The organism is Solwaraspora sp. WMMA2080, assembly GCF_027497395.1.
Classification (GTDB): domain Bacteria; phylum Actinomycetota; class Actinomycetes; order Mycobacteriales; family Micromonosporaceae; genus Micromonospora_E.
The window spans coordinates 5,355,608-5,369,085 of record NZ_CP114910.1; the positions used below are offsets into that span (position 1 = coordinate 5,355,608).

Here is a 13,478-nt window from a genome sequence, read left to right on the forward strand (position 1 = left end):
CGCATGTCCACAGCAGATTTCACCGGGGCGGGCTGGCGCAAGAGCAGCTACAGCAGCGGCAACGGCAGCTGCGTCGAGGTCGCCGTCGTCGGCGGGACCGTCGGCGTACGGGACTCCAAGGACCCGGCCAGCCCGGTGCTCGCCTTCACCGCGACGGACTTCGGGCGGTTCGTCGCCGATGTCCGGGGCGGCGCGCTGCGCGGTCCGGCCGCGTAGCCACCGCGCGGTAGCCTGTCGCGCGGTGGCGTCCGAAGCGCGGGTGCCGGCGACGCGGAAGGCGAGGCGGAGATGTCGGTACGGCGTGGCACGGCTCGACTGGCGACGGTGCTCGCGCTGACCGTCGGCACAGCGGCACTCGCCGCAGGCCCCGCGTACGGCCAGGACGAGCGGGTGCGGATCGGCCTGCCGAGCAAGTTCACCGCCGGCGAGAAGGCCGGTGGGGTGACCGTGAAGGTGACCAGACGCACCGACGGGTGCGTGGCGGTGCGTACCGCGCTGGCGATCCGGCTGCCCGGTGTCACCCCCGACCAGGTCGGCGTGCAGGCCCGGATCGACGACGACTGGGTAACCGTGCCGCTGTGGGACAACGGCGACGGGCTGCTGCTGACCGAGCACACCGCGCCGGAAAAGGACGAGCTGTGCAAGGGCAAGAGCCGCTCGGTCCGCTACCGGATGGCGTTCCGGGCCGGTGCGCCGGCCGGAGTCGCGCACATCGTCGGTGAGGCGTACACCGCCGGTGGGGTGCTGCTCGGTCGGGAAGCCGGGGCGAAGCGGGTCGGCGGTCGGCTCGCCGGCACGTACCAGCCGGGTCCGCCGACCCCGTCGCCGACCCTGGAACCGACCCCGGAACCGACGGTCGACAGCGCGGCCGTGGAGCCGAGCGACGCACCGGCCGTACTGCCGGACCAGAGTCTGCTGGCTGCGGCCGGCTCGGCCGGCGGACCGGCCGGTGACGACGGTCCCGGCATCGGCACCGGGGTGATGGCCGCCGGGATCGGCATGGTCGCTGTCGGTATCGCCTTGCTGGTGCTGCTGATCCGCAGGCTGCGCCCGGCCCGGTCGGGCCTGGACGGCCGCAACGGCCCGCCCGGTACGGGTGGTCCCGGTGGGGACGGTGGGGACGGCGGGGCGACCATGCTGTTGCCCCGGATCCGGCGCTGACCAGCGGCTGGGCGCTCCCTGCAGCGGCGTATCCGGCCGGAGGATGAACATCGTGCTGCCGGAGGATGGACCGTCAGCCTTGGCCGAAGGCATTGCCCACCGCTCCGTTACCCTCACTCGTGTTGGCATCGGCACGGCTGAGGAGCGAGACCTTGTCTGACTTGTCCAAAATCGTCAAGGCCTACGACGTCCGTGGCACCACTCCCGACCAGTTGAACGAGACCGTGGCCCGGGCCATCGGTACCGCGTTCGTACAGGTCCTGGCCGAGCGCGGCGACAAAGCCGACCGGATCGTCATCGCCCACGACATGCGTGAGTCGTCGCCACCGCTGGCCGACGCGTTCGCCGCCGGGGCCACCGCTGCCGGGGCCGAGGTGCTGCACGCCGGGCTGGCCTCCACCGACCTGCTCTACTACGCCTCCGGCGCGCTGGAGCTGCCCGGCGCGATGTTCACCGCCAGCCACAATCCAGCCCAGTACAACGGCATCAAGATGTGCCGGGCCGGGGCGGCGCCGATCGGCCAGGACTCCGGGCTGACCGACATCCGGGACCGGGCCCAGGCGCTGCTCGACAGCGGCGAGGTGCCGTCCGGCGGGGACCGGGTCGAGCGGCGCGAACTGCTCGCCGACTACGCCGCGCATCTGCGTACCCTGGTCGACCTGTCGGGGATCCGGCCGCTGAAGGTGGTCGTCGACGCCGGCAACGGGATGGGCGGCTACACCGTGCCGGCGGTCCTCGGTGACACGGTGCTGCCGGCTCTGCCGCTGACCATCGTGCCGATGTACTTCGAGCTGGACGGCTCGTTCCCGAACCACGAGGCGAACCCGCTCAACCCGGAGAACATCGTCGACCTGCAGAAGGCGGTCCGGGAGCACAACGCCGACCTGGGGTTGGCGTTCGATGGCGACGCCGACCGCTGCTTCGTCGTCGATGAGCGTGGCGAGCCGGTCTCGCCGTCGGCGATCACCGCCCTGGTCGCCGCTCGGGAGCTGGCCAAACACCCCGGTGAGACGGTCATCCACAATCTGATCACCTCCAACGCGGTGGCCGAGATCGTCCGGGAGAACGGCGGCGAGCCGGTGCGCTCCCGGGTCGGTCACTCGTTCATCAAGGCCGAGATGGCCCGGACCAACGCGGTCTTCGGCGGTGAGCACTCGGCGCACTACTACTTCCGGGACTTCTGGTTCGCCGACACCGGGATGCTGGCCGCGATGCACATGCTGGCCGCGCTCGGCGAGCAGGACAAGCCGCTGTCCGAGCTGGCCCACGAGTTCGAGCGGTACGTCGCCTCCGGTGAGATCAACTCGACGGTCACCGACCAGCAGGCCAAGCTCGCCGAGATCAGGACGGCGTACGCCGACGCCGACACCGACGAGCTGGACGGGCTGACCGTCCGCTTCGACGACGGTGCCTGGATCAACATCCGTGCCTCGAACACCGAGCCGTTGCTGCGGCTCAACGTGGAGGCACCGACCACCGAGCGGATGGCCGAACTGCGCGACGGGGTGCTCGCGCTGGTTCGCGGCTAGGATCTTCACCGGAAGGCGCACCCCGGGACGGGGTCCGCCGGCGAGACACGTGGAAGGAGCCATCCGATGGCCCTGGATCAGCAGCTGCTGGAGATCCTCGCCTGCCCGGACACGCACCACACGCCGTTGACCTACGACGCCGACGCGGCGACCCTCACCTGTCCGGAGTGCTCGCGGATCTTCGAGGTGCGGGACGGGATTCCGGTGCTGTTGCTGGACGAGGCCCGCCGGCCCGGCGAGGCCGGCTGATGGCGGTTCCGATCGACGGCACGTCCGGGGTGGTGGGTCGGCGGGTCGCCGACGAGGCGCTGCTCGACGACGTGGACGGGCTCAACTCGACCGATCCCGGCGGCATGCTGCGGTTCACCGCGTCGGCCGGTGCCCAGGTGCGCGAGTCGGCGGCGCTGGCCGCCGAAGCCAACCTCGGCATGCTCAGCGACGAAGGGCGGCCCCGGGCGGTCGTCATCGCCGGTATCGGTACCGCCGGGCGGACCGGTGACGTGCTGGCCACGGTGGCCGGACCGCGCTGTCCCGTACCGGTGATTCCGCACCGCAGCTCCGGCGTGCCCGGCTGGGTCGGCGCGGCCGACGTGGTCATCGCGGTCAGCGCTTCGGGGCGCAGCCCGGAGGCGCTGGGTGCGGCTCAGGCCGCCGCCCGGCGCGGTGCCCGGCTGGTCGCCGTCGGGCCGCCGGACTCGCAGCTGCAGTCGGTCGCCGAAGGGGTACGCGCCCCGTTCGTCCCGGTGCCGCGACGGGCCCCGGCTCGGGCCAGCCTCTGGGCGTTGACCGTGCCGGTGCTGCTGGCAGCGCGGGCGTTGGGCCTGGTCAAGGTCAACGAGGCGGATCTGGCGGAGACGGCGGCCCGGCTGGACGCCGACGCCGAACGGTGTCGCCCGGCCGCCGAGTCGTTCGTCAACCCGGCGAAGGCCCTCGCTCTCGGGCTGGCCGGTTCGGTGCCGATCGTCTGGGGCTCGTCGCCGGTGGCGTCGGTCGCCGCCCGCCGGTTCGGCGACACGCTGTCGACGAACGCCCGCTACCCGGTGGTCACCGGGGCGCTCGGCGAGGCCGGCCGGGGTCGGGTAGGGCTGCTCGACGGGGTCTTCGGCGGCCTGGGCGAGTCGACCCGGGACATTTTCGCCGACCCGGACGACGACGATGACCAGTCCGAGTCGCCGACCCGGCTGCGTCTGGTGCTGCTGCGCGACGGTGGGCTGAACCCGGAGGACGACGCCGACGAACCCTTCGTGGTCGAGGAGCGCCGGGCCGAGGCGGTGCAGACCCTGGCGGACCGGCGCGGTGTGCGGTGCGACGTGATCACGGCGGAGGGCGGTTCGGCGCTGGAACGGCTTGCCTCGTTGATCTCGGTCCCCGACTTCGCCTCCGTCTACCTGGCGTTGGCGCACCATCTGGACCCGATGGCGGTGCCGGCGGTGAGCGAGATGAAGGAACTCTCCACCACCTGAGGCGGGCGTCGTGGAACTGTTGACCGGCCGGATCCGGGACTATGCCTGGGGGTCGCGGACCGTCATCGCGCAGCTGCAGGGGCGCCCGGCTCCGGCACCCGGGCCGGAGGCGGAGCTCTGGCTGGGTGCCCACCCCGGCGCGCCGTCCCAGGTGCGACGGGGCGCGGCGCTGGTCGGGCTGCCGGAGCTGATCGACCAGGATCCGGTGGGCTGGCTGGGCGAGCCGACCGCGACCCGGTTCGACGGGCGGCTGCCGTACCTGATGAAGGTGCTGGCCGCCGAGACGCCGCTGTCGTTGCAGGCGCATCCGGACGCGGCGCAGGCCCGCGCCGGGTACGCCGCGCAGTCGAAGCTGCCGGCCACCTCGGCGGGGCGTAACTACGTCGACCCGCACCACAAGCCGGAGCTGCTGGTGGCGCTCAGCGAGTTCGATGCGCTCTGCGGCTTCCGGGTGCCGCAGCTCTCCGCCGAGGTGCTGGCGGCGTTGGGTGTCGACGAGTTGGAGCCGGTGACCAAGGCGTTGCGGGTCGGCCCGGACGGGCTGCCGGAGGCGTTGGAGCGGCTGCTGCGGTGGCCGCGGCCGCAACGACCGGCTCTGGTCGCGGCGGCGGTGGCGGGTGCCGACCGACTGCCGACGCGGTACGCCGCCGACGCGGCGCTGCTGCGCCGGTTGGCCGGACACTATCCGGCCGACCCCGGGGTGCTGGTGGCGCTGCTGCTCAACCAGGTCACCCTGGCTCCGGGGGAGGCGATCTGGATGCCGGCCGGCAACCTGCACGCGTACCTGCGGGGTGCCGGCGTGGAGATCATGGCGGCCAGCGACAATGTGCTGCGCGGTGGGTTGACCCCCAAGCACGTTGACGTCGCGGAGTTGCTGCGGGTGTTGCGCTTCGAGGTGCTCGACGACCCGGTGGTACGCGCCCGGCCGGTGGACACCGGGGTGGTCACCTGGCCGGCGCCGGCCACCGAGTTCGCGCTGCACCGGGTTGTGCTCGACGCGGGGGCGCGGCAGGTGTCGGTGCCGGTCGAAGGTCCCCGGGTGGTGCTCTGCGTCGCGGGTGAGGTCGCCGTCGACGACGGTGTGGCGGCGGTGCCGGTCCGGGCAGGGCAGGCGGCGGTGGGGCCGGCGGGCGGGACGCCGTTGGTGGTCTCCGGCGCTGGTACGGCCTTCGTCGCCTCGGTCGCCTCAGCCGGCTAGCCGGCCGAGCCGGCTGCTGGCGGACAAGCACGCGGGGCGGCCGGGTGAGCGTCCGCTCCGCTCACCGACAGCCGCCCCGCGCATCCCCCCGGTTTGGTTCCCCCGCGCGTCAGCGTGACGATCATCGTGACGCGACGTAGTCATAGATTTGCAGTGAGTAGCCAGGCTGTCAAGCTAATCCGGAAATTACCGATTCGTGGCGTGTCGGCGGAGGTCAACCCTGGGAGCGGCTGCCCGGTCGTACCCAGGTCCAGATGCAGTACGCCAGCCAACCGAGTGCCAGCGCGGTGGCCAACGGGCGTAACCCGACCGCGTTCAACAGGATCACCAGGGCAAGGACGACCAACCACGGGAGGAATGCCTTCACGGCACCGATGCTGCCACACTTGGCCAGCCGCAAACCGGTTCACGACAGCGCGGATCCGGACGGCCGTTCTCGGTCCGATGGCGCGTCGGAGGCGCGCAGCGTGCTGGCGACCGGTGGACGGCGTACCCCGGTCCAGTCCGGCTGCTCCGCCGTCGGGCCCAGCCAGGGCGGCCGCGGCCAGCTGCCGCGCGGCCAGTCCGGTCCGTCCCGCTGCGCCGGCGCAACCGGCCCGGGCGCAGCGGTCCGGACCGGCTCGGGTGCAGCGGTCCGGACCGGCGCCGCCGGACGCAGGGCGCTCGTCCGCGCCGGACTCACCGCGGCGAGTTCCGGCCAGAGCACGGCGGTCACCGCCCTGGTCCGGGCCAGCCGCTGCGCCGACCGGCGACGGCGTTCGGCGAGAACCGCCGCCAGGTAGGCCCAGTGCGGGACACCGGCCGGCGGCGGGGGAGTGACCACTGCCGCGACCTGTTCGGTCACCAACCGGACCAGGTCGGAGCGGGCCGGTTCGGCGAACCCGTGGCCCCGGGCGAGCAGATGCCGTACGTCCAGCGCGAGGTCGTCGTCGAGGCGGCTCAGGTCGAGGGTACGGGCCCAACCGGCGAGCACCGGCGGCATGTCCGGCACCCACCCCCAGGCCGCCGGTGCCCGGTCGTGCACCACGATCGTGCCGGCGGCCAGGTCCCCGATGCGTTTGCCGTCCCGGTTGGTCACCAGTGTCACCAGGCTGGCCAGCCAGGTGAGCGGCGGCAGCAGCAGTCCGGGCCACTCCGCGGCCACGCCGACCAGAGCGCGGGCCAGCGAGTGTCGGAAACGTGGCGGGCTGCCGTCGTCGCGTACCACCCGGATGCCGACCGCCAGTTTGCCGACGGTACGGCCGGCGTTCAGCGTCTCGCACAGCACCGGGTAGCCGACCAGCACCAGGACGGCGCCGACCGTGAGTAGCGCCTGCCCGAGCGCCTCGTCGACTTCGATGGACGCGCGCATCGACGCGAGCAGCAGCCCGGCCAGGACCGCCAGCACCACCGCGATCAGCGCCTGCACGGCGAGGTCGACGAGCAGGGCCAGTAGCCGCGAGCCGAGCCGGGCCAGCCGTACCTCCACCTCGACAGCTTCGCCGCTGACCAGCCTGCCGCCCCCGGTTGTCTGCATGGCCACCCTGCCAGTGAACACTATGGGACGGGAGGTGACCGTGGACCTCGACGCGTACGTGGCGGAGCACGGGCCCCAGTGGCGACGACTGGAACAGCTCGTGCGTGCCCGGCGACTAACCGTCGCCGAGGTGGACGAGCTGGTCGCGCTCTACCAGCGGACCGCCACCCACCTGTCGGCGGTCCGCAGCCGCTCGCCGGACCCGGCGCTGGTCGCCCGGCTGTCCCGGCTGGTGCTGGCGGCCCGCGCTCGGCTCACCCGGGGCCGGGGATTCTCCTGGGCCCGGGTCGGCCGGTTCTTCAGCGTCGGGTTCCCCCGGGCGGTGTTCCAGGCGGCGCCCTGGTGGGCGGCGGTGGCGGTCGCTTTCTGCACGCTCACCGGTTTTCTGATGTGGTGGGTGGCCGGCAATCCGGACAGCGCCCGGCTGCTGATCGGTGACCAGGCCGCCGCTGAGCTCGCCGAGTCGAGCTTCGCCGGCTACTACACCCGGTACGCGGCACCGAACTTCGCCGCCCAGTTGTGGGCGCACAACGCCTGGCTCGCCGCGCAGTGCCTGGCCGCGGGCGTACTGGTGGTCCCGGTGCTCTACCTACTCTGGGTGAACGCGCTGAATCTCGGGGTCACCGGTGGGGTGATGATCTCGTACGACCGGGCGGATGTCTTCTTCGGACTGGTCACGCCGCACGGTCTGCTGGAGTTGACCGGCGTCTTCATCGCTGCCGGCGTGGGGCTGCGGATCGGCGGGGCGTGGATCGCGCCGCCGGCGCACCTGACCCGGGGCCGGGCGGTCGCCGAGGCCGGGCTCTCCGGCGTACTGGTGGCGCTCGGGCTGGTGCTGCTGTTCGCGGTGGCCGGGCTGATCGAGGCCTTCGTCACCCCGGCACCGCTGCCGACCTGGCTGCGGGTCGCGATCGGGTTCGCCGCCTGGCTCGCCTTCCTCGGCTACGTCCTCATCCTCGGCTCCCGGCACCCCGCCGACCCGGCCCGGCACCACGCCGATCAAGCCCCGACCCGGACCGTCGACGGGGGCCCGGTTCAGAGCCGGCCGAGCAGTTTCAGCTGAAGGTAGAGGTCTGCGAGCCGGTCGGCGAAGCTCGGCGCGGCCGCGTCCAGCACCGGAACACCGTGCCGACGCAGCGCACCACCGACCCGGTCCCGCTCGGCCCTGGTCTGTGCCGCGGAGGCGGCCAGGTACGCGTCGGCGACATCGCGTACCGGCCCGTCTGCGACGGCCGGCACCGCCGGATCCCCGACTGCGGCCACCACGACCTGGTGTCGGGCGACGAGCCGGGGCAGTACCGGCAGCAGACCGTCGCCGAGCGCCGCCGGCTCCAGCGCGGTGCAGAGCACCACCAGGGACCGGCGGGTCTCCCGGCGGAGCACCTCACCGACCATCAGCTCGTGGTCCGTCTCCACCAGCGTCGGTTGCAGCGCCGCCAGTTCGGCGACCAACCGGGGCAGCAGCGTCTGCCGGTTCGCACCCCAGATGCGCGCCCGGACCTTCGTGTCCACCGCCAGCAGGTCGAACCGGTCACCGGCCCGGTGCGCCAGCGTGGCCAGCAGCAGCGCGGCGTCGACCGCCACGTCCAGCCGGGGCTGGTCGCCGACGCGGACCGCCGACGTGCGCCCGGTGTCCAGGACGAACACCACCCGCCGGTCCCGCTCCGGGCGCCAGGTCCGGACCAGTACGTCGGAGCGCCGGGCGCTGGCCCGCCAGTCGATCGACCGTACGTCGTCGCCGACCACGTACTCGCGCAGGTTGTCGAACTCGGTGCCCTGCCCCCGTCCCCGGGTCGCCCGCATGCCGTCGATCACCCGCAGCCGGGCCAGCTTCTCCGGCAACAGCCGCCGGGAGTTGAAGCGGGGCAGCACCCGCAGCGTCCATTGCGGGGTGGACGGCCGCCGGCGTCGCTGCCGGAACGCCAGCCCGAGTGGGCCGGTGGACCGGACGGTCACCTCGACGGCGCGCCGGTCGCCGCAACGGGTCGGGCTGAGTACGGCGGGCATTGCGGCGATGGCTCCCGGTGCCAGCCGTACCCGCCAGACGGGCCCACCGCCGATGGTGCCGGCGGGGTAAGCGGCGGTGGAGGCGCGATCGGCCGGATCGGTGCCGGCGGGATCGGCGACGATGCTCTCGGCGGGGGCGGCGCCGGCCGACGGGGTCCAGGCGTCGCGGACCTCGGCCCGCAGTCGCCGTCGGGAGCCGTTGCGCAGCCGCAACGTCACTGTCGCCGCAGTGCCGAACCAGCTGGTCCGGTCGCCGTCGCGGCGCAGTTCCAGGGCGCTCAGTGGGGCGGCCCACGCCAGGTCGATCAGCGAGAGCAGGGCCACCGATCCGGTGACGACCACCAGACCCAGCCATGGCCGCGGCCACCACGGCAGAGTCACCGCGCCGGCCCCGAGCAGCACCGCCGCCCGCCAGGTCAGCACGGCGGCCGTCCGGCCCCGGCCGGCGGCACCTCCGGCCCGGTCACCGTGGCGTCGGGACGGCGCCGAGCACCGATTCGAGTACGGCGTCCTCGATGACCCCCTCCAGTTCCGCCTCCGGCCGGAGCCGGATCCGGTGCCGCAGGGTGGCCCGGGTGACCGCCTTCACGTCGTCCGGTGTGACGTAGTCGCGGCCGGCCAGCCACCCCCACGCCTTGGCAGTGTTGAGCAGCGCGGTGGTGCCCCGCGGTGAGGCACCGAGCGCCAGCGCGGGAGCCGTCCGGGTGGCCCGGCACAGGTCCACGATGTAGCCGAACACCTCTTCGCTGACCCGTACCTGCCCGATGGCCCGGCGGGCCGCGGCCAGGTCGGCCGCCCCGGCGACCGGGCGCACCCCGGCGGCGGCCAGGTCCGCCGGATCGAAGCCGGCGTGGTGGGCCCGCAGCACGCCCAGTTCCTCGTTCCGGCTGGGCAGCGGTACGGACAGCTTGAGCAGGAACCGGTCGAGCTGCGCCTCCGGCAACGGGTAGGTGCCCTCGTACTCGATCGGGTTCTGGGTGGCGGCCACGATGAACGGTGCCGGCAGCGGCCGGCGGACCCCTTCCACCGAGACCTGGTGCTCCTCCATCACCTCGAGCAGGGCCGACTGCGTCTTCGGTGGTGTCCGGTTGATCTCGTCGGCGAGCAGCAGGTTGGTGAAGACCGGGCCTTCCCGGAAGGTGAACGCGGCACTCCGTGGATCGAAGATGAGTGACCCGGTGACGTCGCCCGGCATCAGGTCCGGGGTGAACTGCACCCGCTTGGCGTCCAGATCCAGCGCTGCGGCGAACGCGCGTACCAGCAGCGTCTTGGCGACGCCGGGTACGCCTTCCAGCAGCACGTGCCCACGGCAGAGCAGCGCGATGACCAGACCGGTGACCACGGCGTCCTGCCCGACCACGGCCTTGGCGACCTCGGCACGCAGCCGGCGTAGCGCGTCACGGGCCGCGTCGTGGTCGGCGGGTGCGGCGTCCGCCGGACCGGTCACGCTGGGTCGGGTCACCAGGGTTCTCCTTCGATCGCGGATGGGGACCGGGGTGCCGGAGCCACCGGCCCGTCGGACGGTGTCCGGACCGGCCCGGCTGCCGGTTCGATGCGGTTGGCCGGACCGGCGACCTCGGTGGGCAGGGCGGCCAGCCGCCGGGCCAGGTGCAGCAGGTCGCCGTCGGTGGTGGGCGGCGGCCCGTACAGCAACGCGTCGATCTGCTCGGCGGACGCCCCGGTCCGGTCGGCGACCGCCGCCACGACGTCCGCCGGTTGGGGTTGATCCGGCAGATCCAGCATCGGGACGAGTCGGGCCAGCGCGGCGGTACGCAGGATACCCGTGGTGGGGGCCCGTTCCCGGGACCGCCGGTAGAGCTGCCCTCGGCCCAGCATCGTCTCGGCAACCGGAACTGTCACCGGCAGCGCCTCATACACCGGTGGACCGAACCGGCGGGCCCGCCACAGCACCAGTACCAGGGCGGCGACGGCCAGCTGGGCGAGCGACGCCCAGAACCACGGCGGAAAGGCGTCCAGCAGGGTGTCCTGCGACGGCCGGACCTCGCTGGCCACGGGTCCCTGCGGTTGCCCGGTCGGCTGGGCGCTGACCCGCGGGCCGGCGCTCGGATCGTCCTCGCCGAGGTGGATCGACGGCTGCTGCACCGGCTCCCCGGGCTCCGGTGGGGTGTCCGGGTGGGCGAGGTCGAGCCAGACCACCTGCGCCCGGGTGCCGAGCAGCTGGGCGGCGAACCGCGCGTTGCGGTGCTCGTCGAACCGGTCGTTGCGGAACGGGTCGCTCGCCCCGACCACCACCAGCTCGGCCTGCCCCCAGTCGAGCCGGGCCAGGCCGGCATCGAAACACAGGTCGAACCGGTCCGGGTCGATTCCGGGCGGGGCAGCGTAACGCTGCCGTACGGCCGCCGCCGGTCCGGTGCCGGCCACCTCGGGCAGTGCGCACGGCCGGCCGTCATGGTCCGGACCGTCGACCCGGGCCGCCCAGCGCCGGGTACGGCTGTCAACCGGCAGCGGCTCGCCGCGCAGCAGCCGGGCCGGCGGGTCGACCAGCAGCACCCGGGTCCCGGCCGGCATCCGACCGAGCGCCCGCAGGTAGTCCGGATGCACCAGGGTCGGCGCGGGAACGAACAGCGTGGTGGGCCCGGTCAGCGCGGCGCGGATCGCGTCGACGGTCCCGTCGGCGGAGTGGACGGCGATACCGTCGTCGCGCAACGCGGCGGCGAGGTCGCTGCCGCCGTCCGGGCCGTGGTTGGTCGGGGAGAGGAAGCCGGGCCGGGTCGGGTCCGGGTGGGTCAGCTGGTACGCCACGGCGGTGCCGACGAGCAGTACGCCGACCACCGTGAACGGGATCGCGATCCGCAGCCACCGCCACCGCCGCTGTTGCAGCCGTGGGCGGCGGACACCGGGCCGGGTCACCGTCGCCGGCCCGGTCGCTGGCCGGCGGGCCGACGGTCCTGGTCGAGTGCCTGACGCAGCTGGCCGGCGAGTTCGCGCATCCGCCGGTCGTGGCCGGGCAGTGCCGGCTGCTCTCCGTACCACACGTCGCTGAAGATGTCGCCGGCCTCGGTCAGCACGGGGTGGGCGGCCGGCTCGGTCCGCCCGGCCACGTCGGCGAGTTCGGTGACGGTCCAGCTGGGGCGGTCGGTGAGCACCCCGTGGTCGGTGACCTCCACGACCATCGCGCGCAACCGTTCCCGGACCGCCTCGGCGTACCGGCCCTGGTCGGCGTACCGGTCGGCGAGTGCGGCCGGAACGTCGGTCGACCGGGGCGGCGGCACCGGCGAACCACCGGGGCGATCGCCGCCGGCGGTCGCCGTCCGGCGCCGCCAGCGGCGTGGATCGAACGCGGCCAGCCAGCGGCGCGGATCGAACGCGGCCAGCCAGCGGGGCAGGCCGGGCGGTGCCGGCCGCCAGCGGCCCAGCCGGCGCAGCCGGTCGGTTAGGCCCGGCCGGCCCAGCCAGCCCCATGGACCGGGCCGGCGCCGTGGCCACCAGCGGGGCCAGTGGAACCATCCGAGGGCGACCAACGCGGCGCCGGCCATCAGCAGCACTGTGGCAAGGGGCAGCGGGACGACGTCGCCGACGGCGGCGACGAACTCGGTCCACCAGCGGCTCACGGTCGCGATCACCCGCCAGCAACCGGCAAACCGGCGTCCGGTCTCACCGACGCTGCGGCCCGGAAGGTGCTCGTCGGGGTCGACGCTCGCCGCAGGCGGATGTCCAGTCCTTCGGTACGCATCCGCGTCTCCACGTGCAGGACGGCGTCCAGGCAGGCGAGTGCCGGGTAGCCGACCGCGTTGAGAAGGGTCCAGCCGGCGACGGTCGCGACGGCGAGCCACGCCGCGTCCCGGTCGACCAGGTTCACCGCGCCGATCGCCAGGCCGGCGCGGATGACGAACCAGATCAGGTAGCCCAGGACGCGGATCAGCCCGGCGCGCAGCCCGGCGCGGGTGGCGAGCGCGGCGGACCGGGCCAGCGACTGCCAGACCGGCACCCGGTCCAGCACCACGGCCGGGACCGCCAGCCCGAGGACCGCGTATCCGATGAACCAGACCGGTCCGGCGAGCGCGGCGGTGAACATGATGGTGCCGGCCGCCCAGGCGACCAGCACGACTGCGGCGAACCGGCCGCCGCGCGGGTCGAGCAGCCGGGCCCCGGTGCTGCGCCGACCGGACAGCGCCGCTCCGGCAGCCCGCGAGGTGAGGCCGCTGAGCAGGGCGATCGCCGTCACTTCGAGGGCTGCCCCGGCGGCGAGCAGCAGCCAGTAGAGGCCGAGCCGGTTCCAGCTCGGCAGGTACCCGGGGGCGGTGGCTCCGGCCGCCTCGCGCAGTGGGAGCAGCAGCAGTTGCTCACCGAGAGCGAGTACGGCGCCGACGGTCAACAGGACGGGCGCGTGGCCGCGGAGCAGACCCACGGCTGCGTCCAGCAGTTCGCCCGTGGTGAGCGGGCGCAGCGGCAGCACGTCGGGCGGGCCGGCGTGATCCACGCGGACTCCTGGTGACGAGGTGGTCGATGGTTCGGACGGGACGCTGGCCTACCATCGTGGCACGCGGATCGCCGTCAGCCGCTGTAGGGCGGCGCGGCGTCCGGAATGTCGCGACTATGGGGGGATGTCACGACCGGGCCGGTGGCGCTGCCACCAGCCCGGC

Annotated in this window: 14 protein-coding genes; 7 read left to right on the forward strand and 7 right to left on the reverse strand. The window is 73.8% G+C overall.

Annotated elements, in window-relative coordinates; translation table 11 throughout:
* Positions 1–3 precede the first annotated feature (3 nt).
* The 6 genes from O7543_RS24550 to manA all read left to right on the forward strand — a co-directional run bounded on the left by O7543_RS24550 (position 4) and on the right by manA (position 5,351).
* Positions 4–216: a DUF397 domain-containing protein gene (locus O7543_RS24550; RefSeq protein WP_281551713.1), complete on the forward strand. Its 213-nt coding sequence runs from the start codon at positions 4–6 to the stop codon at positions 214–216.
* Between the two features lie 72 nt (positions 217–288).
* Positions 289–1,161, forward strand: coding sequence for a hypothetical protein (locus O7543_RS24555; RefSeq protein ID WP_281551712.1), 873 nt, complete (start codon positions 289–291; stop codon positions 1,159–1,161).
* Positions 1,162–1,313: 152 nt separating this feature from the next.
* Positions 1,314–2,690: a phosphomannomutase/phosphoglucomutase gene (locus O7543_RS24560; protein WP_281551711.1), complete on the forward strand. Its 1,377-nt coding sequence runs from the start codon at positions 1,314–1,316 to the stop codon at positions 2,688–2,690.
* Positions 2,691–2,756: 66 nt separating this feature from the next.
* Positions 2,757–2,939 carry a Trm112 family protein gene (locus O7543_RS24565; RefSeq protein WP_281551710.1) on the forward strand — a complete coding sequence of 61 codons (183 nt, stop codon included), beginning with the start codon at positions 2,757–2,759 and terminating at the stop codon, positions 2,937–2,939.
* Positions 2,939–4,153 (forward strand): SIS domain-containing protein, encoded by a 1,215-nt coding sequence (locus O7543_RS24570; RefSeq protein ID WP_281551709.1) that lies wholly within the window; start codon positions 2,939–2,941, stop codon positions 4,151–4,153. Before O7543_RS24565 ends, O7543_RS24570 begins: the two co-directional genes overlap by 1 nt.
* 10 nt (positions 4,154–4,163) lie before the next feature.
* Positions 4,164–5,351 carry a mannose-6-phosphate isomerase, class I gene (gene manA / locus O7543_RS24575; protein ID WP_281551708.1) on the forward strand — a complete coding sequence of 396 codons (1,188 nt, stop codon included), beginning with the start codon at positions 4,164–4,166 and terminating at the stop codon, positions 5,349–5,351.
* A 214-nt stretch (positions 5,352–5,565) separates the two neighbouring features.
* On the opposite strand, the gene O7543_RS24580 is transcribed toward manA, so the two are convergent.
* Together O7543_RS24580 and O7543_RS24585 are read right to left on the reverse strand one after the other, a co-directional pair.
* Positions 5,566–5,718: a hypothetical protein gene (locus O7543_RS24580; protein WP_278173964.1), complete on the reverse strand. Its 153-nt coding sequence runs from the start codon at positions 5,716–5,718 to the stop codon at positions 5,566–5,568.
* A 39-nt stretch (positions 5,719–5,757) separates the two neighbouring features.
* Positions 5,758–6,867 carry an RDD family protein gene (locus O7543_RS24585; RefSeq protein ID WP_281555708.1) on the reverse strand — a complete coding sequence of 370 codons (1,110 nt, stop codon included), beginning with the start codon at positions 6,865–6,867 and terminating at the stop codon, positions 5,758–5,760.
* A 22-nt stretch (positions 6,868–6,889) separates the two neighbouring features.
* Between O7543_RS24585 and O7543_RS24590 the strand changes: the two genes are divergently transcribed.
* Positions 6,890–7,930, forward strand: a complete 1,041-nt coding sequence (locus tag O7543_RS24590) for a stage II sporulation protein M (protein ID WP_281567509.1) — start codon at positions 6,890–6,892, stop codon at positions 7,928–7,930.
* Here O7543_RS24590 and O7543_RS24595 read toward each other — a convergent pair.
* Genes O7543_RS24595 through O7543_RS24615 form a run of 5 tightly spaced genes read right to left on the reverse strand, consistent with a single transcriptional unit; the run spans position 7,903 to position 13,315 of the window.
* Entirely contained in the window at positions 7,903–9,294 is a 1,392-nt protein-coding gene (locus O7543_RS24595; RefSeq protein ID WP_281555707.1) for a DUF58 domain-containing protein, read from the reverse strand. The genes O7543_RS24590 and O7543_RS24595 overlap by 28 nt on opposite strands.
* Before the next feature lie 43 nt (positions 9,295–9,337).
* Positions 9,338–10,336: a MoxR family ATPase gene (locus O7543_RS24600; protein ID WP_281551706.1), complete on the reverse strand. Its 999-nt coding sequence runs from the start codon at positions 10,334–10,336 to the stop codon at positions 9,338–9,340.
* Positions 10,333–11,745, reverse strand: coding sequence for a DUF4350 domain-containing protein (locus O7543_RS24605; protein WP_281551705.1), 1,413 nt, complete (start codon positions 11,743–11,745; stop codon positions 10,333–10,335). Before O7543_RS24605 ends, O7543_RS24600 begins: the two co-directional genes overlap by 4 nt.
* A complete protein-coding gene (locus O7543_RS24610; RefSeq protein WP_281551704.1) occupies positions 11,742–12,458 on the reverse strand; it encodes a DUF4129 domain-containing protein in 717 nt (238 codons plus the stop codon). Before O7543_RS24610 ends, O7543_RS24605 begins: the two co-directional genes overlap by 4 nt.
* Entirely contained in the window at positions 12,455–13,315 is an 861-nt protein-coding gene (locus O7543_RS24615) for a hypothetical protein (RefSeq protein WP_281551703.1), read from the reverse strand. Before O7543_RS24615 ends, O7543_RS24610 begins: the two co-directional genes overlap by 4 nt.
* Between the last annotated feature and the right edge of the window lie 163 nt (positions 13,316–13,478).